This window comes from Bacillus sp. FSL M8-0277, from assembly GCF_037975305.1.
Taxonomy (GTDB): Bacteria; Bacillota; Bacilli; order Bacillales; family Bacillaceae; genus Bacillus; species Bacillus pumilus.
Map to the genome: position 1 here is coordinate 1,229,927 of NZ_CP150255.1, position 22,068 is coordinate 1,251,994.

General features: G+C 37.7%; 22 protein-coding genes, 1 tRNA gene, 2 pseudogenes and 1 riboswitch. Of the genes and pseudogenes, 14 read left to right on the forward strand and 11 right to left on the reverse strand.

The annotated features are described in order from the left end of the window. Positions 1-4: 4 nt before the first annotated feature. Both MKZ05_RS05980 and MKZ05_RS05985 read right to left on the reverse strand, forming a co-directional pair. Positions 5-520, reverse strand: a complete 516-nt coding sequence (locus MKZ05_RS05980; protein ID WP_003210845.1) for a YjcG family protein — start codon at positions 518-520, stop codon at positions 5-7. A 52-nt stretch (positions 521-572) separates the two neighbouring features. Beyond that, positions 573-1,313: an esterase family protein gene (locus MKZ05_RS05985; RefSeq protein ID WP_012009609.1), complete on the reverse strand. Its 741-nt coding sequence runs from the start codon at positions 1,311-1,313 to the stop codon at positions 573-575. A 221-nt stretch (positions 1,314-1,534) separates the two neighbouring features. After that, a riboswitch (SAM riboswitch) is annotated at positions 1,535-1,656 on the forward strand. Positions 1,657-1,735: 79 nt separating this feature from the next. On the opposite strand from MKZ05_RS05985, the gene MKZ05_RS05990 reads away from it, so the two are divergent. From MKZ05_RS05990 to MKZ05_RS06000, 3 genes are all read left to right on the forward strand, one after another. Continuing rightward, positions 1,736-2,854: a methionine biosynthesis PLP-dependent protein gene (locus MKZ05_RS05990; RefSeq protein ID WP_339161796.1), complete on the forward strand. Its 1,119-nt coding sequence runs from the start codon at positions 1,736-1,738 to the stop codon at positions 2,852-2,854. After that, positions 2,851-4,029 carry a cystathionine beta-lyase gene (metC, locus tag MKZ05_RS05995; RefSeq protein WP_050945248.1) on the forward strand — a complete coding sequence of 393 codons (1,179 nt, stop codon included), beginning with the start codon at positions 2,851-2,853 and terminating at the stop codon, positions 4,027-4,029. The genes MKZ05_RS05990 and metC overlap by 4 nt, the downstream gene beginning before the upstream one ends. Before the next feature lie 129 nt (positions 4,030-4,158). Beyond that, positions 4,159-4,231: transfer RNA gene (locus MKZ05_RS06000), tRNA-Val, on the forward strand. 227 nt (positions 4,232-4,458) lie between these two features. Here MKZ05_RS06000 and MKZ05_RS06005 read toward each other — a convergent pair. Continuing rightward, the gene (locus MKZ05_RS06005; RefSeq protein ID WP_339161799.1) at positions 4,459-5,397 is read right to left on the reverse strand and encodes a hypothetical protein; all 939 of its coding nucleotides are present in this window, start codon (positions 5,395-5,397) and stop codon (positions 4,459-4,461) included. A 280-nt stretch (positions 5,398-5,677) separates the two neighbouring features. Here MKZ05_RS06005 and MKZ05_RS06010 point away from each other — a divergent pair, with 280 nt between their 5' ends. After that, complete coding sequence (locus MKZ05_RS06010; RefSeq protein ID WP_339161801.1) at positions 5,678-6,514, forward strand: DUF2971 domain-containing protein; 837 nt, start codon at positions 5,678-5,680, stop codon at positions 6,512-6,514. A 110-nt stretch (positions 6,515-6,624) separates the two neighbouring features. Here the strand turns inward: MKZ05_RS06010 and MKZ05_RS06015 are convergent, their stop codons facing one another. Further along, a complete protein-coding gene (locus tag MKZ05_RS06015) occupies positions 6,625-7,044 on the reverse strand; it encodes a stress protein (protein WP_339161803.1) in 420 nt (139 codons plus the stop codon). Between the two features lie 191 nt (positions 7,045-7,235). Between MKZ05_RS06015 and MKZ05_RS06020 the strand changes: the two genes are divergently transcribed. From MKZ05_RS06020 to MKZ05_RS06040, 5 genes and pseudogenes are all read left to right on the forward strand, one after another. Beyond that, on the forward strand, positions 7,236-8,066 hold the full coding sequence (locus MKZ05_RS06020; protein ID WP_268458834.1) for a sialate O-acetylesterase: 831 nt from the start codon (positions 7,236-7,238) through the stop codon (positions 8,064-8,066). A gap of 126 nt (positions 8,067-8,192) precedes the next feature. Then, complete coding sequence (gene catA / locus MKZ05_RS06025; protein WP_339161808.1) at positions 8,193-8,855, forward strand: type A chloramphenicol O-acetyltransferase; 663 nt, start codon at positions 8,193-8,195, stop codon at positions 8,853-8,855. A 200-nt stretch (positions 8,856-9,055) separates the two neighbouring features. Next, the gene (locus tag MKZ05_RS06030; protein ID WP_339161810.1) at positions 9,056-10,174 is read left to right on the forward strand and encodes a tetratricopeptide repeat protein; all 1,119 of its coding nucleotides are present in this window, start codon (positions 9,056-9,058) and stop codon (positions 10,172-10,174) included. Continuing rightward, positions 10,164-10,331: a RapH phosphatase inhibitor gene (locus MKZ05_RS06035; RefSeq protein ID WP_339161813.1), complete on the forward strand. Its 168-nt coding sequence runs from the start codon at positions 10,164-10,166 to the stop codon at positions 10,329-10,331. Before MKZ05_RS06030 ends, MKZ05_RS06035 begins: the two co-directional genes overlap by 11 nt. Positions 10,332-10,442: 111 nt before the next feature. Further along, a pseudogene (locus tag MKZ05_RS06040) lies at positions 10,443-11,281 on the forward strand (SMI1/KNR4 family protein). Between the two features lie 41 nt (positions 11,282-11,322). Here MKZ05_RS06040 and MKZ05_RS06045 read toward each other — a convergent pair. The 6 genes and pseudogenes from MKZ05_RS06045 to MKZ05_RS06070 all read right to left on the reverse strand — a co-directional run bounded on the left by MKZ05_RS06045 (position 11,323) and on the right by MKZ05_RS06070 (position 15,921). Further along, the gene (locus tag MKZ05_RS06045) at positions 11,323-11,571 is read right to left on the reverse strand and encodes a DUF2651 family protein (protein WP_339161816.1); all 249 of its coding nucleotides are present in this window, start codon (positions 11,569-11,571) and stop codon (positions 11,323-11,325) included. Positions 11,572-11,590: 19 nt separating this feature from the next. Continuing rightward, positions 11,591-12,781, reverse strand: coding sequence for a hypothetical protein (locus MKZ05_RS06050; protein WP_339161819.1), 1,191 nt, complete (start codon positions 12,779-12,781; stop codon positions 11,591-11,593). A gap of 171 nt (positions 12,782-12,952) precedes the next feature. Further along, positions 12,953-13,828, reverse strand: a complete 876-nt coding sequence (locus tag MKZ05_RS06055) for a LysR family transcriptional regulator (protein WP_339161822.1) — start codon at positions 13,826-13,828, stop codon at positions 12,953-12,955. 23 nt (positions 13,829-13,851) lie between these two features. Next, positions 13,852-14,550, reverse strand: a complete 699-nt coding sequence (locus tag MKZ05_RS06060) for an amino acid racemase (RefSeq protein ID WP_339161824.1) — start codon at positions 14,548-14,550, stop codon at positions 13,852-13,854. A gap of 103 nt (positions 14,551-14,653) precedes the next feature. Further along, positions 14,654-15,015 (reverse strand): annotated as a pseudogene (locus MKZ05_RS06065) (GNAT family protein). Positions 15,016-15,030: 15 nt separating this feature from the next. Then, positions 15,031-15,921 carry a LysR family transcriptional regulator gene (locus tag MKZ05_RS06070; RefSeq protein ID WP_253622710.1) on the reverse strand — a complete coding sequence of 297 codons (891 nt, stop codon included), beginning with the start codon at positions 15,919-15,921 and terminating at the stop codon, positions 15,031-15,033. 125 nt (positions 15,922-16,046) lie between these two features. Here MKZ05_RS06070 and MKZ05_RS06075 point away from each other — a divergent pair, with 125 nt between their 5' ends. Further along, entirely contained in the window at positions 16,047-17,201 is a 1,155-nt protein-coding gene (locus tag MKZ05_RS06075) for an MFS transporter (protein ID WP_339161827.1), read from the forward strand. A gap of 121 nt (positions 17,202-17,322) precedes the next feature. Here MKZ05_RS06075 and lpdA read toward each other — a convergent pair whose 3' ends face one another. Then, positions 17,323-18,717 carry a dihydrolipoyl dehydrogenase gene (gene lpdA / locus MKZ05_RS06080; RefSeq protein WP_339161829.1) on the reverse strand — a complete coding sequence of 465 codons (1,395 nt, stop codon included), beginning with the start codon at positions 18,715-18,717 and terminating at the stop codon, positions 17,323-17,325. A gap of 185 nt (positions 18,718-18,902) precedes the next feature. Here lpdA and MKZ05_RS06085 point away from each other — a divergent pair, with 185 nt between their 5' ends. The 4 genes from MKZ05_RS06085 to MKZ05_RS06100 all read left to right on the forward strand — a co-directional run bounded on the left by MKZ05_RS06085 (position 18,903) and on the right by MKZ05_RS06100 (position 22,055). Then, entirely contained in the window at positions 18,903-19,472 is a 570-nt protein-coding gene (locus MKZ05_RS06085) for a TetR/AcrR family transcriptional regulator (RefSeq protein WP_251190962.1), read from the forward strand. 30 nt (positions 19,473-19,502) lie between these two features. Next, positions 19,503-19,928, forward strand: coding sequence for a GNAT family N-acetyltransferase (locus MKZ05_RS06090; protein ID WP_339161831.1), 426 nt, complete (start codon positions 19,503-19,505; stop codon positions 19,926-19,928). 239 nt (positions 19,929-20,167) lie between these two features. Further along, the gene (locus MKZ05_RS06095) at positions 20,168-20,689 is read left to right on the forward strand and encodes a ClbS/DfsB family four-helix bundle protein (protein ID WP_106029862.1); all 522 of its coding nucleotides are present in this window, start codon (positions 20,168-20,170) and stop codon (positions 20,687-20,689) included. Between the two features lie 232 nt (positions 20,690-20,921). Continuing rightward, entirely contained in the window at positions 20,922-22,055 is a 1,134-nt protein-coding gene (locus MKZ05_RS06100) for a Rap family tetratricopeptide repeat protein (protein WP_050945233.1), read from the forward strand. The last annotated feature ends 13 nt before the right edge of the window (positions 22,056-22,068 follow it).

Sequence of the window (22,068 nt, forward strand, 5' to 3'; positions counted from 1 at the left end):
GTACTTAACCCTCTTCTCCTAAAATAAATGTTTCATAGACGGTCCAAGATCCGTTCTCTAATTGATATAAAAGGTGGAAGCGATCCACTGTTTCTTCATGGTCAATCTTTCTCAGCTTTAATGTGCCAAGTACGTCTGAATGCTCATCATCTGATAGTTTTTGAGCCACTGTCACATGCGGAACAAAGGCATATTCAGGTGTACCTTCAAGTGGATCTGCGTACAATCTTTCATTGAGCGCCATGATTTCCTCGTTCGGTTCTACTTTCATATAAATGACGTTGTTTACAGGAGCGAATGAACTGAATTTTTTAATACGTAATGTAATAGGAGAAACATTTTTTGCATACTCTCTTAACGTTGAGACGACCTCAGCCGCTTCTAGATCCGTTAATTCAAAAGGTGTTCTTAATGTTAAATGAGGCGGTATGAGTGCATAGTTCGGATCATAACGCTTCCGGTAAGAGTTCGCAATATCTTGCAATTTTTTTGATGGAAAAATAACAACTCCGTATTTCATCGTGTTCCCTCCTGATTAAGAAAGTATTTATTATTGTTTATTATAACAAAATTCAGTTGATTAACGAATATGGGAGCATTCTTTTTAACGAAGGCGCAATGAGCGGCTGCCAAAACGTCCATTTATGATCCCCTTCGAATGTCTCAAATAAATAATCTGCACCTGACTGTTCAAGAAGTGCCTTTAAATCGTCGTTTGGCTGAATAAAATCAAGCACTTGGCCATCTGTTGTTTTCACAGCCGTTTCTTCCAGTCCAATTTGATGGATAATCGCATAATGAGAAAGGGCTGTCGACTGTTTAACAGCTTCTAAGACTGACTCATCGACGTAAGGGGACTGCAAAATGAGTCCGCCAAATAAAGAAGGATAATCAATCGCTGTCATAAGAGAAATCGTAGCACCCAGTGAATCACCAATAAACGTGCGACCTGAGCCAATTTGATAGGTTGGATAATGCGTATCAATATAAGGGACAAGTTCATTTGCTAAAAAGCGTTTATACGCTTCAAATTTTGTGCCGTCTGGATGATACGTATTCCGTCTTTCCGTGACATTTTCATAAGGAACACCAATGATAATGGAGCGTTCCATTTCTTTGTTTTGCATCAATTCTTCTGCCTGTCTGCCTATTTTGCCTAAGCGGAAATAATCATGACCATCTTGGGCAATGATGACATGATATGTATAAAGGGGGGAATAATTGACTGGCAAATAGATCAAAAGGGTCATATCCGCCCCAAGTTCTTTTGAATGTAAGGTTTCTTCTTGAATAATGCCTGTTTTCTTCACCATAATCCATTCCTCCAGCTAACCGATTTCATCACAAAGTGAAACGTTTCCATTCATTGTAACATGAAAAATAGCGTTGTTCCTATATGCTAACATGCAATCAATTCAGTTAACACCGAATCTGTTATAAAATACAGAAAATTTCAATTAATTGTTCAGATTCCTCTTGAAAAATGAGATTTAATGCGTTACAGTATTAAGAATTAGAACAGACAGACAACACATTCTTATCGTGAGAGGTGGAGGGACTGGCCCTTTGAAACCTCAGCAACCGGTATGCATCACTTCATGTGATGTACCAAGGTGCTAAATCCAGCAAGCAGCTTTTTTGCTTGGAAGATAAGAGGAAGCGATTAAAACCCCTTCTTCTTATGAAGAAGGGGTTTTCTGTTTTGAAATCAGATTTTTACTTAGGATGGTGTCAAATGACAGAACATGTGGAAACGACATTAGCGCAAATTGGAAACCGCAGCGAAGAGGCGACTGGTACGGTCAGTCCCCCCGTTTATCTTTCAACAGCATACAGACATAGAGGCATAGGGGAATCAACCGGATTTGATTACATTCGTACGAAAAACCCAACAAGACAGCTTGTAGAGGATGCAATTGCTTCACTCGAAGAAGGGACGGCCGGATTTGCCTTCAGTTCGGGAATGGCTGCGATCCAAACGATCATGGCGCTATTTGAAAGCGGTGATGAACTCATCGTCTCATCAGACCTATATGGCGGTACATACCGTTTGTTTGAAAACGAATGGAAAAAGTACGGCTTACGTTTTCTTTACGATGATTTTTCAGATGAAGACTGTTTACGCTCTAAAATCACGTCAAACACAAAAGCAGTCTTTATTGAAACGCCGACAAATCCACTTATGCAGGAAGCGGATATTCAAAAAATAGCGAAGATTGCAAAAGAACATGGCGCTTTGGTCATTGTCGATAACACCTTTTACACACCCGTTTTGCAAAAGCCGATTACGCTTGGAGCGGACATTGTCATCCATAGTGCAACCAAATATTTAGGTGGACACAATGACGTTCTTGCCGGGCTTGTGGTGACAAAAGGAGAGAAGCTCTCTGAAGACATGTTCCAGCATCAAAACGCAATTGGCGCCGTTTTATCTCCGTTTGACTCATGGCTGTTAATGAGAGGGATGAAAACACTGGCTCTTAGAATGCGCCAGCACGAGGCAAATGCGAAGGAGCTAGCTGAGTTTTTAAAGAAACAGCCAGAAATTCAAGATGTCCTTTACCCAGGCAAGGGAGGAATGCTGTCATTCCGTGTAGCCGAAGAGGACTGGGTCAATCCATTTTTAAAGCATCTGAAAACGATATGTTTTGCTGAAAGTCTTGGCGGAGTCGAAAGCTTCATTACGTATCCTGCGACGCAAACGCACATGGATATTCCTGCGGAAATTCGCATTGCAAACGGTGTGTGTAACAAACTGCTCCGTTTCTCCGTTGGTATTGAGCACGTAGATGACCTGAAGGCAGACCTAAAACAGGCACTATCACAAGTAAAAGAGGAGGTACATGCCAAATGACCACACATGATTGGACATTCGAAACCCAACTCGTTCATAATGCATTCAAAACAGACCGTTCAACAGGTGCAGTCAGTGTGCCGATTCAGCATGCGTCCACCTTTCATCAAAGCAGCTTCGATGATTTTGGTCAATATGACTACTCAAGATCGGGGACTCCTACACGTCAAGCGTTAGAGGATACGATTGCGGCGCTAGAAGGAGGAACACGAGGGCTTGCTTTTGCATCAGGCATGGCAGCCATCTCAACCGCTTTTCTTCTATTATCAAAAGGAGATCACGTCCTTGTCACAAGAGATGTGTATGGCGGTACTTTCAGAATGATTACTCAAGTTCTTTCGCGATTTGGCATTGAGCATACCTTTGTGGACATGACGGATTTGAATGAAGTCAAAAGAGGCATTCAATCGAATACAAAAGTCATTTACATGGAAACGCCGTCAAACCCGACTCTAGGGATTACGGATATTAGGGGCGTCGTCCAGCTTGCCAAAGAACATGACTGTCTGACATTTTTAGATAATACATTTTTAACACCCGCTCTTCAGCGTCCGCTTGACCTTGGCGTTGACGTAGTCCTGCACAGCGCAACGAAATTTTTGAGCGGTCATAGTGATGTACTGTCAGGCTTAGCTGTAGTGAAAGACGAGAAACTGGGAGAAGAACTCTATTCTCTGCAAAACTCCTTCGGTGCGGTCCTTGGCGTGCAGGATTGCTGGCTCGTATTAAGAGGGTTAAAAACCCTTCAAGTCAGATTAGAAAAAGCAAGCCAAACGGCATTTGAACTCGCTTCATTCCTCAAAGAGCATCCTGCGGTGAAAAAAGTATACTATCCAGGCTTAGATGACCATCCTGGGGCAGACATTCAGCGAAAGCAAGCAAGCGGAGCTGGAGCAGTTCTCTCATTTGAATTAGAAAACCAAGCAGCGGTCAAAGAATTAGTGGATGCTGTCACATTACCTGTATTCGCCGTCAGCCTTGGCGCCGTCGAATCCATTCTGTCATACCCAGCCAAAATGTCACATGCTGCTATGCCAAAAGAAGAAAGAGAAAAAAGAGGGATTACGGACGGCCTGCTTCGATTAAGTGTAGGAGTAGAAAACGGAGAAGACCTCAAACGCGACTTCAAACAAGCACTCGATCAACTAAAGCCTGTTCTTGTAAACCAATCATAAAGAAGAGAAAAAAGCCGGCACAGCCGCCGGCTTTTTGACCTTTTTTGAACAAAACCATTGACGACGGATCATGATGATTATATAATAGAGACTGTCAGTAACAGAAAGCCCAGAACTGATACATAACCCGATTCCGTAGCTCAGCTGGGAGAGCGCTACCTTGACAGGGTAGAGGTCGCTGGTTCGAGCCCAGTCGGAATCATATGAAAAGACGTTGATGAAAAGCCATTCTTGAATTATTCAAGGATGGCTTTTGTCATGAAAAAATAACCATACTGAGAAGTATTGTGTGGTCAATTTAATATACCCTCCATTTGATTACCTAACCGTTGTCTTTTGGAGGGTATACATGAACTTAATTAGAAAAATTTAAAGAGGTTTAAAGCGAAAACTAAAAATAAAGGTTTATGAGTTTAATTACTATAACATTTAAATAATTTTGATAAATTTGCAATTATTTTCTATATGAAGTATAAAGGATATTTTAATCTCGTTACTTTTAATTATAAATTCATATGGATTTGAATGTTGGCTAATATCCTCTTCTTTAAAACTGAAGGCTGGGCCGTCTTTTCTTAACTTATGTTGGAAATCAAGAATCCTTTCTTTAATTTTATTTATTGAATCAATCTGTTTTATTTTTGAATTTGAGATATGTTGTTGTAATGCAATAATAAAACTTTCATAATAAGGTCTAATATAATCATCATCAAAGAAACAATCTGGTTCAAAGAGGGAATCTATTGAGTTAAAGTCGTCATAAACTTCATTCATGGTGTAATGTAAGTTTAATAAATTTATTTCTTTATGGTCAAATGTATGGTTGAGCCCTCCTTGTCTATTATAAACAAATCTGAAAGCATCATTTTTGCTGTCAAGTTCATGAAAATCATCAATAATTTTGATTTGAGTAGAAGAAATTAAAAAATCTAAATTTTCATTTTTAAGTATTTCTATTAAAGTATTTTTTAATTCTTTTAAATTATGAGTAATTGTAGTCGATAGAGGAACTCTAAAAAAAATTTGAAATTTTGTAATCAAATCCTTTAGAACCAATTCTAGATAATGTCTATAATTAAAAATTACTGAGTACACAATTATGTCAGAATTTAAATTTGCATGTTCAATAGATTGATGAGCTATATTATAAAAACTTTCTTTATATCCATAGTAGTATGATTGTCCTTCCCATCCAATTACGGCATTATAATCAAAGTCAGAATAATTAGCTCGAAATGTTTCAAAATTAGTGTCTTTTTTTCTAATAATCTTTCTAAAATGTTGATCGATCATTCCTCCGACTTCATCTTGTTTAATATCAGCGAGTAAATTTTTTATGTTATCTATTTCTATCTCAGTAAATTTCACTTTAATCACCTGACCTTATTTTTGTGTTAATTAATGGTAACATGAGTGGGTATGGAGTGCATCTAGTTTATTAAATTAATGTTGGTAATTGATCATATTTTTACAGTTCTTAATTGATGCCTTTTTCTTCTTTAAGTTGTTTTCGTGTTGCTTACTCATGTTTCACTTTGGTTAAATTAGATTCCAGATGTGATTCTGCAATTATTAAAATCTGTGATTTCTTGATAAAATTAAAAAGTGTATAATTAATATCCAAATCAGAAATGGAGGAAGAAAATTATTGGACATAGAATATAAAATGAAAGCATATGCGCACGCAATGGATTTTGAATCCGTTTATGATTATAGTGAGCAATATAAAGTTGACGGAAATCCTATTGTTTGGAAATTCATGGATTTGAAAAAACTGGATTCATTGCTTAAGAGCAAAGCTATGTATTTCTCCAAACCTAATAAATTTGAGGACCCTCTCGAAGGAAGTTATTCTAACTGGGAAGTTGAGCAATATAAAGATGATGGAGAACTTTTAGCTTCTAGAGAATACATGAAAAAGATTCAGGAGTTTGCTGCTATCTCATGTTGGCATATGAATAAACATGAAAGTGCTGCTATGTGGGATTTATATCTTGGTGGGCATGATGGGGTGGCTATAAAAACAAACTGCAATGATTTAATACACTCGATTAACGATTTAAGATACAGATTATTCTTTGGAAAATTACAATATATTGACTTTAAAAAGGAAATGACTAGTAGAAATATTTATGACACCTTATTCTATAAAAGAAAATCTTTTTCTCACGAAAACGAGCTTAGATTGATGATTATTGCGAGCAGGGTTGACACACTCTCTTTAGAGGGTTTGTTTGAAAGAAAATGTATTCCAAGTGAGAAATGGGATGAAAAAATTGAAGAGTTTGAAAGACAGTCTTACGAGTTCTCATGTCCAAACGGAAATTTGGTTCCGTGTGAATTGAATAGGCTAATTCAAAAGATATACGTTTCCCCAAGAAGTTCAAAAGAGATAGTTAAAAAGGTGAAAGAAATGGTTTCGAAATCGGGTTTATCCCCTAATAATGTAATTCAGTCTGATCTATACAGCGACTTTATATATTAAAGCTAGTGAAGTAGGTTCATGGGTTCATAAACCTACTTCATTTTTATTATTAAGACATTTCTAAAATGTTACCTCCATGAGCTGGATTGAAATTTTTATTAAAAATAAATCTATTTTATTTCTTCATCCATCACTTTCTTATATTTTTCAAACTCAGAATCTTTCATTTCTCCGTTCATTTGTAACAGGAAGTTCCCTTTTGAATATGTGTGAGAGAAGAACATAGATCCAGTATTGCCCAACTCATCGTAATAAGATTTGGACTGTTTAAGATCAGTTTCATTTCCAAATTTAAAAATCCTTCCACCAGCATTTTCGCCTAAAGAGGGAATGAGAATCCTTTTTCCTTCTTCTCTTATATTTCCAAACTCTTTTTGTTCAAGATCAGTTGGTTTTTCTGCTTCAAGCCCTGCACTTTGGAAAGCTTCAATAAGGTTGTCTGTGGTGAGCTGTTTTTTAGTAGATGCTGCGCTGCTACAAGCTGTTAACAATAATAAACAAGTAAAAAATAATACAAAATATTTCTTCATAGTAGATCCTCCTGATTTATAGATGCATAAGAATATTACAATAAACAATTCCTTTTTACTTTGCTTTCGACAAAAATAGACAAATGTTAATCTGAAAAGGGAATTTTAAGAAATTGTTGAAATTCTAGAAATAACAGTGGAAGGGTTAACTGATAACGTTCAGGTGAATACACAGTGGAGGGGAAAATGATATGAAGTCATTTTTACTAATTGGACAATCCAATATGGCGGGTCGAGGCTTCATGCATGAAGTGCCGCCAATTTATAATGAAAGAATCATGATGCTGCGAAATGGTAGATGGCAAATGATGACTGAACCTATTCATTTTGATAGGCCGGTAGCTGGCGTTGGACTGGCGGCTTCCTTTGCGGAGGCTTGGTGTAAGGATCATGAAGGAGAGAAGATTGGTCTGATTCCATGTGCCGAAGGTGGCAGTTCCATTGATGAGTGGTCACGAGAGGGGGCTTTATTTCGTCATGCAATAAATGAAGCTAAATTTGCAAAGGAAAATAGCGAATTGGCCGGGATATTATGGCATCAAGGAGAAAGTGACAGCCAAGATGGGAAGTACAAAGCATATTATGAAAAAATACTAAGATTATTTCATGAGCTAAGAACTGAATTATCTGCACCTAACATTCCGCTTTTGATAGGAGGTTTGGGCGATTTCTTGGGAAAGAGAGCATTTGGCGCAGGATGTGTGGAATATCAACTGATCAATGAGGAACTACAAAAATCTGCACATCATCATGAAAATTGTTATTATGTTACTGCGAAAGGCCTCATACCTAACCCGGACGGAATTCACATCAATGCGATGTCCCAGAGAATATTTGGTATAAGATATTATGAAGCATTTCGAAAAAAAGAACATATACATGAGCCAATAACAAATGAAAATGAGTTAGTGAATGAATGTCATAATAGAATGAATACCTCAGCGGAGAAAACATATATAGCACTAGAAAAATTCACGTTGGGCAAGATGACTTACGAAGAGTTGCTGCAGGCTTTAACGTAGGCAAAGCTCATGGTAGACTTTGAATGGACAGAAACATGACATATCTCTTGAAAGGATGATTGTGGTGGTGAAAACAGATAAAGTCTCCTCCTGAATACAGTAAATCACATTCAGGAGGAGATAAAATTGTTTAAACAAATAGACGAAAATTATCCGCGAAAAGAGCACTTTCACCATTATATGACGTTAACCCGATGCTCATATAGCCTGGTGATCAATCTAGACATCACGAAATTGCATGCAATATTAAAAGAAAAAAAGCTAAAAGTATATCCTGTGCAAATTTATTTGTTAGCAAGAGCTGTGCAAAAAATTCCTGAGTTTCGGATGGATCAAGTGAACGATGAACTGGGTTACTGGGAGATTCTCCATCCTAGTTATACAATTCTAAATAAAGAAACAAAGACGTTTTCAAGTATTTGGACGCCTTTTGATGAAAACTTTGCTCAGTTTTATAAAAGCTGTGTAGCCGATATTGAAACATTTAGCAAAAGCAGCAACCTATTTCCGAAACCTCATATGCCAGAAAACATGTTCAATATTTCAAGTCTACCGTGGATTGATTTTACTTCTTTTAACCTTAATGTATCTACAGATGAAGCTTATTTACTGCCAATATTTACGATAGGCAAATTTAAGGTGGAAGAAGGAAAAATCATTTTGCCCGTTGCCATTCAAGTACATCATGCTGTTTGTGATGGCTATCATGCCGGTCAATATGTTGAATATTTGAGGTGGCTTATTGAACATTGTGAAGAGTGGTTAAATGATTCATTGCAGATTACCTGAAGACAAAAGGTGTTCTCATGGAAATCTAGAAGATGAAGGCAGACTGCAATGAGTCTGCCTTTTTGTTTTGTAATGATAATGTGCCAAAGGTTTATTGATGTAACAATTGTTCTTTTTGCGGTTTCTTTTCGGTGCTTTGTAAATTCCTATATGTGATAATAAATGTAATATAAGGGAAAAAAGTGGAAGGGGAAAAAGGAATGGAGAAAGTTCTTTCTTCACATGTAGGTGTGAAAATAAATGAATGGTATAAAATGATTCGGCAATTCAGTGTACCCGATGCAGAGATTTTGAAAGCAGAGGTAGAACAAGAAATTGAACGGATGGAAGAGGATCAAGACCTGCTCATTTATTATCAATTAATGTGTTTTCGACATCAGCTTATGCTCGATTATATTAAACCTTCAGAAAAACGATCGCCTTCTGTTTCTGATTTGGTTGTTAAAATCGAAAATTCAAATCATCAACTTTCTGGTATGCTGCAATACTATAATGCTTTTTTTAGAGGAATGTATGAGTTTAGTAAGAAAGAATACATACAGGCTATTCAATATTATAAGATCGCTGAAAGGCAGCTCGCACTGGTTGTCGATGATATTGAGCAAGCGGAGTTTCACTTTAAGGTGGCAGAAGCCTACTATATTATGAAACAAACGCACGTTTCCATGCATCATATTATAAAAGCCTTAGACATCTATAAGCAGCATGGACAATATAAAGTTCGCCAAATACAAAGCTTGATTGTTATTGCAGGAAATTATGATGATTTCAAGCGATATGACAAGTCATTAGAGCATCTAAATACAGCTTTTTCTATAGCAGAAGAGCTCGCCGATAATATGTTAATTGCTAAAATTCTATTGAACATAGCGAATACATATGATCGACAACAAAAGTACACTGAAGCAATCTTACGCTACAGAGAAGTTTTAGACATTATTACACTACGAAGTATTGATATAAAACCAATCAGCCTATTTAGTTTAAGTTGGTCGTTGTATAAGTCTAGTCAACATGATGAAGCCGCTCCACTCGTAGAAGATGGTCTTAAGTGCTCCTTAGAGAGAAATGATTCGTTGTGTTTGATGTTATTTAAAGCTTTAAAAGCGATTTATATAGATGCTAATGAGAAAGCAATTCAAGAAGTGCTAGATTATTTTGAGGAAAAGCAACTATATGTCTATGTCGAGGCATTTGCTCAAAGTATAGGATTATCTTATGAAAAAAAGGGGGACTTTGAAAAAGCTGCCGAATATTATAGAAAGGCTCTTAAAGCTCAAAATGATATTCAAAAAGGAGAGTGTCTGTATGATTATTAAAAAATTACTAGTCATTGTATTGTTAAGTGTTTCAACAGCAGAAGCTTTGAAAATTATTGAAACAAAATCAATTCGGAATACAACAATGGAGGAACAACAAAAATCAAATCGAAACACGACTATGATTGATCGAAATACAACCTCTGAAAACGTATAGACAAGATTAAAACAGACTTTAATAGTCTGTTTTTTTATGAAGTAGAATGAGCAAATATGAACAGTTGCTCAATGTTATACTTATCTCAATAGATGTAGGGAGGCATCCACTTTGAAACCATTTTGGGAGAAAGAAGAAGAGAGTCCTTTCACGTTAGAAAAGATAGATGAGGAAAAAATTCGTGAAGCAGAGGGAAGACTTGGTGTCACTTTACCTGATACATATAAAAAGCTCATTTTAGAATGGAACGGTGGTTTTACAGTTCGAAATGCTTTTCCAACGGAACAGCCGAATTCATGGGCTGAGGATCATGTTCAATTTGACCATCTAAGAGGAATCGCCAAAAATGGTGGCATGGTGGCATCATGAATAGTCCCCAGTTAAGTGATGAATTGGAGCTGCCTGAGGGACTTGTATTCATCAGCGGAGAAGAAGATACATGGATCGCCATGGATTATCGAGAAACGAAGGAACATCCTTCTATTCACTATTTTGATTTAGAGCTGGAAGTAGATTTTAAGCTGGCAGAAACTTTCGATGACTTTATTGAGAAGTTATATACAGCTGAAGATGCGATGGTCGAAGTAGTAGAGATTAAGGAGGAAGATTCTGATTTATATGTCAGTAAAGAAGAGCTTGAACACATATTTGAGAGGCAGGATCTTCGTCAGCAGAATCTCTTCAAAATGGCACATTATCCGATGGAAGAAACGGAAGAGATCGAATGGTTTTTCGATCGTATGAAACAATGCATCCAACAGATAAAAGATCAACATGTCTTGTATGAAACAGCGACAACGATTCACTCCATCCTTCTGTTAAACCCGGATATGCCAAGGAATGACCGTATCGATCAAGAGCTGCAAGAAATTGCTGAATTTCTAGAAAAGAGTGGAGAGCCTAATATCGCCTTTTTGGGAGAAGACATTCATCCAGTGGAAAAACGATAGTGAAAGAAGAAAAGCCCCTGTAAAGGGCTTTTTAAATGTATTTAAGACCTCTTTTTATTTAAAATTTTCATGATGAATAATGCTATATATGAAGCAATGAATGAGCCAAAAGTGTAAACAACTGCCCAGCCTAAGAAGGAGACATTAAAAAGTGTAAATGTCAGGATGAGTAAAATGATAAAGCTCACAACTGGCATGAAACAAACCTTTTGTACAATCAATGTGACGATAAAAGAAGCGATGATCATACTGACTGGAAGCAAGCCGAATGCGAATTCTAAATAAGTCATATCAATTCTCCTTTTAGAATCACTTATTAAATATTTTGAGAATATCATTTCTATTTTGTTCTAACATCAAAAAATCATATTCAGATACATGATTCTTATCCAGAATTTTGTCGAGACCTTTTATCTTTAAAGAATTCAATCTTTTTCCCTTTTGGTATGAATAAGAAGTAATTTCATATTCTCCAGTCTTTTTTTGGTTTAATAAGTAGATATGATCAGAATTTAAATAGACGAATTTAACATTGAGTCCTTCCTCATGCTCTAAGGAATAGGATTCTTCTGGTTTCATCGTTTTTGTGTTAAATGTATAAATCTTAGAATTTGCAGTTAAGTGATATAAAATATCGTCTTTTATATAGAAGTGCTTTTCATTTGGTGGAATTAGTTGATCTTCACTTTTATAGCTGCCAAGTAAATATGCTCCTCTTAATTTTTTCTTTTCTATATCAAATACTGCTACTTTAAAAGACACATCCTTAGAATCTTCAGGAGTGTGATAGAGGATAAAATAAGCTAATTTGTCCTTAATGATAATATTTGAATAAACTTCCCAGTCTTCATTAATGAGTTTAATATGACCACCATTTTGAAGAGTCGGTTTGTCCTCTAAATTCAATTCATGAAAAGTAGATCGATCAGTATCCATATTTTGATTGATCACGTAAATTTTATCTTCGTCGTTTCCTGTACTAACAAAGTATCCATTTAAAATCTGCTCGTGAAAGTTTTGACTGTTGCCCCATCTAATTAAACTTTTATAGTCCTTCTCTCCAAAACCTTGGTTGTTTAATGTATAAAATATTTCTTTGTTCTTTAAATATCCATTAGCTTGTCCATAACCAGTATGTACTTTATTTTTGAACTTAAAATGAGCAGTTTTTTTCCCAAGAATATTGATTTCTGAAGGGTTTTCTTTCAGTAACATCTGTTCACCTTGAGCAATAGAACCTAATTCAATTGCATCACCTTCTGAAGTAGTTAATTCACCTTTTTTATTCATATATATTGTGTAGCTCCCTTCACGCTGATAATCAATTGATGCTGAAAGGTAGATGGTAGCTAATTTGTCATTTAGAAATGAAGGTTTGAACTCATTTTCTGAAACGTGTGTAGCATGTTCTTTTAAGAATAAATTTTTTAGTAGATAATAGGAAGAAAACAAAACAAAACCAATGATGATGCTAATAACTAATTTTTTCTTGGGTCTCATTTTCAAAACAACCTTCCTCATTAGGGCTTGTATAATAAAAAGAACATTCTTAGAAAAATTCACTTCACTTAGAGAGTATTAAACCTCTCTGAAGGGAGCTTACTTTATTTAACTTTGGAAAGCTAATCAGAACGTATCCAAAAAAGCCCTAAAAAGGGCTTTTTAAGCTGCTTAATCTAATTCATGAAAAAACTGTTTGAGTTGATCAATGAAAACTGATTTGGATTTTCCTTTTTTATAAATGAACTCGATATTGATGTTGAAATTGATGGATGGATCGATTGAAATTTGTTTTAATGTTCCTTGTTCTACCTCATTTCTCACGCAATGATGAGGTAGAAACGATAGTCCCATTCCTTGAAGCACTAAATTTTTTGCGGTTTCCATATTATCAACCTCAATGGAAATGTTCGGTGTGATGCTGTTTTTTTGAAATAATCGGTGGAGCATCAACCAATCAAATGACCCATAGTCAAAGAAAATAAAAGGCTGTTCTTCTAGTTCTTTCATATTAATGTTGTCAAGGCTAGCGAGCGGGTGATGAGTTGGGACGAACAGCCCGATTGGATCACTGAAAATCGGGATTGATTCAATTTGAGGATGTGTTTCAGTCCTGACAATGCCAAAGTCTACTTGGTTGTTAATCACTTTTTGGACAACATCCTTTGAGTGTCCTGTTACGATTTTCACTTTCAGGTTTTCGTATTTTTCTTTTAGGGCGGGCAATATGTTAGGCAATAGATTATTGGAAATAGAGGATGCGCATCCAATCGTCAATTCATAAGGAATCATCGTTTGTTTGAGACTATGCTTTGCTTCTTGATAAGAATGGAGGATCTTTTTGGCATGCGGGTAAAACTGTTCACCTTTTTCCGTCAGAGATAGTTTATTTCTCTGTCTATCAAATAATTTTAGGTCTAATTCTTTTTCTAACGATTGAATACGTGCCGAAACAGAAGGCTGGGTTAAATACAGTGCTTCCGCAGCTTTATTGATACTGCCTAGCTGGCATACGTAAATAAACGCTTCTATATTCTCAATATTCATTTTATCCCCTTATACTACGTTCTTTAAATGTTTAGCTTTTCAAGCTCATACACTAATTTTACAGCTTCTTTCGCCAAAATGACAGTAGGGTCAATCACTTTCACATCTTTAGTTGACCTTAAGACTAAGGGGATTTCTGTACAGCCGGCAATGATGGCTTCTGCCCCTTGATTGATTAAAATCTCTGCAGCTACCGCTAATTCACTTTCGCCTTTACTTAATTTTCCTGCTTTCACCGCATATATCCCATTCATAACGCTCTTCTGAAGATTTTCACTAGGAGTCATGACGTCAATCTTGTGATGAGCACAAGCCCTTTGATAGAGCTCGGTTTTTAATGTGCCATCAGTACATAGTAAGCCCACAGATGTATAGTGATGTTTGTTTAGGTAACTTGCGGTTTCTAATGGCATATTCATGATAGGGATATGAGTGGAATGTCGTATGTTTTCTAAAAAGAAGTGAGCGGTATTGCATGCAATGAGAATAAAGTCCGCTCCTGCACGTTCTAATCTCTTAGCTGATGCAATCATATCATCTGTAGGATCTTTGCCTTTCCCAAATATGGCATTGGTTCTGTCAGGGATTTGCGGATAATTATCAGCAATCACATGGAGATGATCCTGATCTTTTATCGCTGGAGTATGAGAAATGATTTTTTTCATCAGATCAATCGTTGCTAAAGGACCCATCCCGCCCATAATTCCGATCGTTGTAGACATATACGCCACCACATTTCTTTTTTTTCTATTATAAAAAAAGAAAGCATGGTGAGCGTTATAGAAAAGTTCTATATGTATATAGAAGGTTTATCAAAAGCGTCTTTTAATGGCGCTTAGCGGCCCACTCCGATTGAAGAATCGCATATTGATATTCATCAACCCAATGTCCTTTTGACATATCATTTTGAAGCAAATGTCCATCGCGTCTCATTTCTAAACGTTCCAGCACGCGAATAGATTTTTCATTGCGCACATCAGTAAAGGCAATGATTTTATGCTTGTTCAGTGTAGTGAAAATATATTCGATCATTGAACTCAAGGCTTCGTGAATATAGCCCTTTCCTTTAAATAGATTGCAATAGAGGGGTTTGCTCGATACTGATAAAATGCTTCAATATCTTGCAGATCAAATTGACGAATCGCTACCCGGTTTGTCCTTGTAAATATGCTGTTTGCATTCTTCATGTTTTACCCTCATTTTTAGTTTGTTCTTGATTTGAAAAAGTCTATTAGCCATTCAGATAGCTGCTGCTGTGCTTTGCTGACAAATCGATCTGCATAATAAGTTAATTCCAAGTGACGAACAGGTGCCGGATCAGCAATAGGAATCGAAACAATATTTGGCCATGTCGCATGTTGTTGCAGCAATCCTCGCGGCTGAATGGTTGCACCGATGCCGGCTTCAACCAGCTGCAATAATGAAGATGCGGACCCAACCTCCATGACAGTGTCTAGTTCCACACCCTGTTCTTTACATACGTCTTCTACTAAATCTCTTCCTAGATATCCCTTCGGATACATAACCAAAGCATGCTGCGTCAGCTCTTCCAATGTTACTTCACTCTGTTGGGCTAGTTCACTTTCTGAATGAGCAAATAATTCGTAGGGCTCACTTCCAAGTGGAATTTGAATGAGACGCTTATCCGCAGGCCCTCTCAGCCCGATGCCGAGATCCACCTTATGCGACAGAACCTCTTCACGAACGAAGATCGTTGAATATGCTTTCAGATTGGTTTCAGGATAAAGTGTTTTAAATTCTACAAATAGCGGAACAAGCTGAAAGTCAAGATCGGAAGGGAGAACGGCAAGTCGAACGTTTCCCCGTTTTTCAGATAGTAGTTCTTTCATCGCATTTTTTGCATCTCTTTCAGCTTGAAGCATTTTCATCCCATATTGATAAAGCAGAGTACCTGCTTCGGTTGCGACGACTTTTTTGCCGATTCGATCAAAGAGCGGCATCCCAACTTCTGCTTCAAGCAGCCGGATCTGCTGGCTTAATGTAGGCTGTGATATCCCTAATTGCTCAGCAGCTTTTGTGAAATGTAAATGATCGAATACAGCCATGAAATATGTAATATGCCGAGTATCCATTTGTCATCCTTTCATTAATAATAGTTTTTTACTATCATCATAATACGAATTATTGTATTGATCAATGAATGCGGCGGATTTATACTCAAAGTAACTTCAACAAGTAGAGAGGAAGAAGTGCATTGATGAAAAAAATATTTTATTTAGCCGCTTTATTTTTAGCTGCATTAAACTTGCGCCCAATCATTACATCCGTCGCTTCTATGATGAGTATGATCCAATCAGAGCTTGGTGTGAACGCACTGACAGCCAGTCTTTTGACCACTTTGCCTGTCCTTTGTATGGGGGTGTTTGCTCCCGTTGCGACGACACTCAGCCGGCGTTTTGGTTTAGAGAGAACGCTTTTTTTCTCGATTCTTCTCATCACGATCGCCACAGCGCTGCGAGGTACAAGCCAATCGGTCGCTATTCTGCTCATGACTGCATTTGCAGGAGGGGTAGGGATTAGCTTCGCGGGTCCTTTATTGTCTAGTTTTATTAAAAAGCATTTCCCGAGAAATCCTGGTATTGTCAGTGTTTATTCCATTTCGATGACAATAGGTGCAGCACTTGCTTCCGGCTTCACCATTCCGATTTACCTACGCAGTCACCATCTTCCGTTTGCATTGTCTTGCTGGGCTATTCTAGGGGTGATCGCGCTTATTCTCTGGGTAGGTATTGCTCGCAAAAATGAGCAGAGTGATTTTGTTACCTTGCCGCTAAAATTGCCGCTGCGAAACAAAAAGGCGATTCAATTTACCTTGTTTTTTGGCTTTATGTCCAGCATGTTTTATTCTTTGACGGCATGGATTTCACCGATTGCTCTTAGTTTTGGAAACAGTCCGCAATATGCTGCCATGCTGCTGACCATATTTACACTCATTCAGATTCCGGTGGCACTACTCGTTCCAGCGGTCGTTACTCGATTAGGAAAACCGAAATTATTTCTCATCTTATGCAGTCTGTCTGAGCTGATTGGCCTCATCTTTCTTCTTCTGCCAATGCCGATCTTGCCAGCTGTCATTTTCCTAGGTATGGGTGCAGGTGGATTATTTCCTTTAGCGCTCATGCTACCGATTATAGAGACGCGTACTCCAGAGGAAGCCGGAACTTGGTCCGCCATGTCGCAGATGGGCGGGTATATCATGGGAGGATTCGGTCCGTTTTTCATTGGCTTGGTTTTCGATCTAAGCGGACATTTTTATGCTTCTATTGTGGCAATGCTTGTCATCGTCATGCTGATGATTGGCGTTCAGTTATCCATGAATCTCGGTAAAAAGCGTGAAGTAGGATCCAATTAACGATAAATTGACCGACGTTTTAATATGAGTGCTCAATTGAAATCGCCATAGCCTATTATTCTTAAATAAATAAGCTATGGCGATTATTTTTGCTCAATTTTAGAAACTACACCTGAACCAATTATCGTGCAAGATATTTTTCAACTTTACGGGTGGCCATTTCTGCAGCTTCCATGATCATTTCACCTAATGTTGGGTGAGGATGAATCGTCATTGCTAAATCTTCTACTGTAGCACCAATTTCAATAGAGAGAGAAAGTTCTGATATAAGAGTAGATGCTTCTGCACCTACGATTTGTGCTCCTAAAATAAGGCCAGATTCGGCATGAGCTACAATCTTCACAAATCCTTCTGGTTCTTTTAATGACAGTGCTCGACCATTAATGGAGAACATTGTTTTTCCAATGACAGTCGGAATGGATTGTTGCTTGCAATCTGTTTCGCTCAGTCCAACACTCGTCAATTCTGGGCTGGAAAACACAACAAGTGGGATCGCTTTATAATCTATAATAGAAGGTTTACCAGCGATTGCCTCTGCTGCAACCTTCGCTTCATAGGAAGCTTTATGAGCCAGAGCAGGACCCTCGGTGATATCACCAATGGCATATATGTGCGGAATGGATGTTCTGCATTGTTCATCAACTTCAATCAGTCCGTGAGGGGTAATGGACAACCCGATAGAATCAAGGCCTAATGAATCATCTGTATTCGGTTTTCTTCCGACAGTAATCAGTGCATATTCCGCTTTCACCGTGTAGCTTTCTTTCTGTTTCTCATAATGAAGATCAATTCCGTTTATATGCTGCTTGGCATCTGTGACGTTTGCTCCTGTAATCAGGGTGATGTTATCTTCTTTCAATTGTCGAACGACAGGCGAGACAAGTTCACTTTCAAAGCCAGGCAATACTTGATTGCCACCTTCCAAAATGGTGACGTTTGCTCCAAACCTTGCAAACATCTGTCCTAGTTCAACCCCAATATAACCACCTCCAACTACGACAAGGCTTTTCGGAATTTTAGGAAGGGATAGTGCTTCAGTTGAAGACAATATACGACCTCCGAAAGGGAGTGATCTAATTTCGATTGGACGGGAACCAGTTGCTAGTATTAGGTGTTTGAAATTGATTCGCTTTTCACCTTTTTCGGCATGTTGAATCACCGCTGTATGATGATCGATCAAGCTTGCCTCACCTTCCAGAATGGTAACTCCCGCTGACTTTAGCAAAAATTGGACGCCTCCAGCTTGTTTTTTCACAACAGCTTTTTTGAACGCTTGAGCATCCTTGAAAGAGCCGCTTTCTTGAAAAACCCCCAATTGTGTGCGGAGTTTGAACCGCTCTGCTTCTGCTATTAGCGCTTTAGAAGGGATACAGCCTACATGGGTACATACTCCACCTAATTGATCACGCTCTACAATCGCTGTTTTCATGCCGAGATGAGCTGAACGTAATGCCGCCACGTAGCCTCCCGGACCTGATCCGATCACTAAAGTATCTACTGTTTCTAAATGAATCATTTCTTGCACCTCCGTCTTAAAATATGATGATCATAATATATTATAGTCATCATATTTTGATGAAGTCAATCCCATCTAAGTGAGGAAAGATGGATTTCAGTCAATTGACACAAGAAAATATGATGATTATAATATTTTGATAAACACACTTAAAAAGAGTTAAAGTGAAGGAGGGGAGTAAGAAGATGCCTTATCCGAAAGGTCATAAGTCAAAAGTGAGAGAGCAAATCATTGCAAGTGCTGCACGAGCATTTCGAACAAATGGCGTTCGTAATATCAGTTTGCCATTCATTATGAAAGGGGCAGGTCTAACTCATGGAGGGTTTTACGCTCATTTTAAGAACAAGGATCAGTTGGTGATAGAGGCTTTTCATTTTGCTATTACTGATACGATAAAGCTGCTGCAAAGTGTTGCAGACAAGAAAGCAGACCAGTCTCGAATTCAGACGATCATTGAATTCTATTTAAGTTCCGTTCACCGTGATCAGACGGAGGTCGGCTGTATACTGCCTGCACTTGCAGGGGAGATTTCTCAATTATCGCAAGAGGTACGGAAAGCCTATACGGATGAATTGAAACGGTTTATGGCGTTTATAGCCGATACGGGAAACATCGGTCTCTCTACGAGTTACGCACTAGTAAGCAGCATGGTCGGTACAATCGCTCTTGCACGTGCTGTCAATGATTCGCAGTTCAGCGATCAATTGTTATTGGCAGGTAGAATACAGGCAAAACACATTCTAGAGGTGAATTAACATTCAAATAAAAACAGGGGGGATGTTGTGATGTTGATTAGAGAAGCAAGCATAGAAGATTATCCAAAATTAAGACAAATCTATTTAGAATCCCGCCGTCAGAGCTTTCACTGGCTCAATACAGAAGAAATCAATCTGCAAGATTTTGATCAAGATACGCTGGAAGAGCAAATTTTCTTAGCAGAGGAAAACAATAAAATCCTCGGATTCATTTCTCTATATGTACCAGATCGTTTTATTCACCTCTTGTTTGTACATCCCGAAGCTGCTGGTCAAGGAGTTGGCAACTTGCTTCTCAAACATGCTATAAAAGTGCTCGGAACACCGGTCACCCTCAAATGTGTCTCTGACAATCACAAAGCTTTGTCTTTTTATCAAAAAAGAGGCTGGAAGGCTGTTGTAGAAGAAGGGGAACCTGGGGCGAAATACTGGGTGCTTGTTTATGATAGAACGTAAAGAGTGTCTTTATTTTTCGCAGCCGGTTTTATAGATATTCTTTATTAAACTTACGTAGATGCTTTCATTTAACCAGAAATGCTATTGCTTTTTTGCTCGATTAAGAGTTTGATTATAATAGAGACAATAAAGCAGAAAACATTAGAATAATTCAGTATCATGAGCTCTAGTTATTTTTTTTACTTTTGCAAGATGTGTTCTGAGGAAAATTTTCACGAAAAGAACTAGAGGTGAATATGATGACAACCTATGAGTCGAAAGACATTTTAAAACAAGCAATCATGAAATCGTACAATCAATACGATGAAGAATTCGATATGATTCCAGAAGAAATGAAAGATGATCGAATAGAGGATGTAAGCCGAACTCCTGCAGAAAACTTGGCCTATCAAGTTGGTTGGACAACCCTGCTGCTTCAATGGGAGCAAAACGAAACTGAAGGAAAGGTTGTCCATACGCCAGCAGAAGGATACAAATGGAATCAGCTTGGCGCATTATATTCTCTTTTTAATGAGAAGTATGCCTGTCAATCACTAGTCGCATTAAGAGCTCAGCTCAAACAGAATGTGTTAACTATTTGTGATATGTTGGATCGTATGAGTGAAGCAGAAGTGTTTGAACCTCATCAACGAAAATGGGCGGATGGCGCTACAGCAAAGGCGGTTTGGCCAGTTTATAAATTTATTCATGTGAATACCGTTGCCCCTTTTAAAAATTTCCGTACTCAAATTCGTAAATGGAAACGATTAAATCAAGTATGACGTGAAGGGTATACTGGATGTAAATATTTCGTTAGACCTGATTGTATCATCTTATTTCAGAGAGTACAGGGGCGCGAGCTCAGTTATTCCTCCTTATCAAAATGACGATCAATCACTTGGCTTCTTTAGAAGAAGCTTTTTTGTTTTTTTGCGGTTTCTTTTCGGTGCCGGATGGCTCATGAAATGATAATATATGTCATTATAGGGGAAATAGAGGAAGGGGTAAGGGCTGATGGAGAAAGTACTTTCTTCTCACGTCGGTTTGAAAATCAATGAATGGTATTATCATATTCAACGATTTAACGTACCGGACGCCGAAGCATATAAAGAGGAAATCAAATCAATGCTTGATCATATGGAAGAAAATCAAGATTTATTATTGTATTTCTCACTCATGGAGTTCAGACATAAATTAATGCTTGATTACTTAAATCCTTTAGAAAATGGGAAAGAGCGGGCGAACTTTAGGGAACTCGCAATGAAGATCAAAAGGGATCAAGAAAAATTAACAGGATTGCTCGAGTATTACTTTAATTTTTTCTACGGCATGTACGAATTTGAAAACTATGAATACCTAAATGCGATTACCTTCTATAAGCGGGCAGAAAAAAAGCTGTCTCTTGTCAGCGACGATATTGAACGTGCCGAGTTCAATTACAAGATGGCAGAAATCTATTACCACATGAAACAAACCCACATGTCGATGCACCATATCGCACAGGCGATAGAATGTTACCGAGAAAAAGATACATACACCGTCAGAGAAATTCAATGTTCTTTTGTCATTGGATTAAACTATATCGATATGGGCTGCCCCGAAAAAGCGATACCCCATTTTCAACACGCACTAGAAAAAGCCGCCGACAACTCAACAAAACGATTAAAAGGATCAGCACTTTATAATTTAGGATTGAGTTATTTTCATAACAAAGAATTAGCACAAGCGATTATTCACTTTAATGATTCAATTCGAGCATTTAAAGAGCAGGGATACGAGCATTTAAATAGAATCTTAGATCCGCTCATTATGTTGTCAAAAGCCTACTTCAAAAAGAAAGAACAGGACTTAGGTACATATGCATTAAATAACGGCATAGAACTATCTGAAAAGCTGAAAGACCATGTTCTATTATTGATATTCAAGTTTTTAAGATCCCTATACATTGACAACAATTTTGAGCAGTTGGAAAAAATAATGGAATTGTTAGAAGTAAAGTCAATGTATCCTGACCTCGAAGATTTAGCAAAAGATGCTGCAAAATATTATAATGAAATGGGAGATAAAGACAATGCGATGCATTTCTATGAAAAGATTCTTTATTTCCAAACTCAAGTAAAGCGGGGGGACTGTCAGTATGAAATTTAAAACGTTATCAGTA

Bases quoted from the DNA above. Each gene is read 5' to 3' on its own strand.
- MKZ05_RS06020 (WP_268458834.1), top strand. From the start codon at position 7,236: ATGAAGTCATTTTTACTAATTGGACAATCCAATATGGCGGGTCGAGGC.
- MKZ05_RS05990 (WP_339161796.1), top strand. From the start codon at position 1,736: ATGACAGAACATGTGGAAACGACATTAGCGCAAATTGGAAACCGCAGC.
- MKZ05_RS06050 (WP_339161819.1), bottom strand. From the start codon at position 12,781: ATGAGACCCAAGAAAAAATTAGTTATTAGCATCATCATTGGTTTTGTT.
- metC (WP_050945248.1), top strand. From the start codon at position 2,851: ATGACCACACATGATTGGACATTCGAAACCCAACTCGTTCATAATGCA.
- MKZ05_RS06060 (WP_339161824.1), bottom strand. From the start codon at position 14,550: ATGTCTACAACGATCGGAATTATGGGCGGGATGGGTCCTTTAGCAACG.
- MKZ05_RS06035 (WP_339161813.1), top strand. From the start codon at position 10,164: ATGATTATTAAAAAATTACTAGTCATTGTATTGTTAAGTGTTTCAACA.
- MKZ05_RS06085 (WP_251190962.1), top strand. From the start codon at position 18,903: ATGCCTTATCCGAAAGGTCATAAGTCAAAAGTGAGAGAGCAAATCATT.
- MKZ05_RS06070 (WP_253622710.1), bottom strand. From the start codon at position 15,921: ATGGATACTCGGCATATTACATATTTCATGGCTGTATTCGATCATTTA.
- MKZ05_RS05980 (WP_003210845.1), bottom strand. From the start codon at position 520: ATGAAATACGGAGTTGTTATTTTTCCATCAAAAAAATTGCAAGATATT.
- MKZ05_RS06095 (WP_106029862.1), top strand. From the start codon at position 20,168: ATGACAACCTATGAGTCGAAAGACATTTTAAAACAAGCAATCATGAAA.
- MKZ05_RS06055 (WP_339161822.1), bottom strand. From the start codon at position 13,828: ATGAATATTGAGAATATAGAAGCGTTTATTTACGTATGCCAGCTAGGC.
- MKZ05_RS05985 (WP_012009609.1), bottom strand. From the start codon at position 1,313: ATGGTGAAGAAAACAGGCATTATTCAAGAAGAAACCTTACATTCAAAA.
- MKZ05_RS06075 (WP_339161827.1), top strand. From the start codon at position 16,047: ATGAAAAAAATATTTTATTTAGCCGCTTTATTTTTAGCTGCATTAAAC.
- MKZ05_RS06045 (WP_339161816.1), bottom strand. From the start codon at position 11,571: ATGACTTATTTAGAATTCGCATTCGGCTTGCTTCCAGTCAGTATGATC.
- MKZ05_RS06015 (WP_339161803.1), bottom strand. From the start codon at position 7,044: ATGAAGAAATATTTTGTATTATTTTTTACTTGTTTATTATTGTTAACA.
- MKZ05_RS06100 (WP_050945233.1), top strand. From the start codon at position 20,922: ATGGAGAAAGTACTTTCTTCTCACGTCGGTTTGAAAATCAATGAATGG.
- lpdA (WP_339161829.1), bottom strand. From the start codon at position 18,717: ATGATTCATTTAGAAACAGTAGATACTTTAGTGATCGGATCAGGTCCG.
- MKZ05_RS06030 (WP_339161810.1), top strand. From the start codon at position 9,056: ATGGAGAAAGTTCTTTCTTCACATGTAGGTGTGAAAATAAATGAATGG.
- MKZ05_RS06090 (WP_339161831.1), top strand. From the start codon at position 19,503: ATGTTGATTAGAGAAGCAAGCATAGAAGATTATCCAAAATTAAGACAA.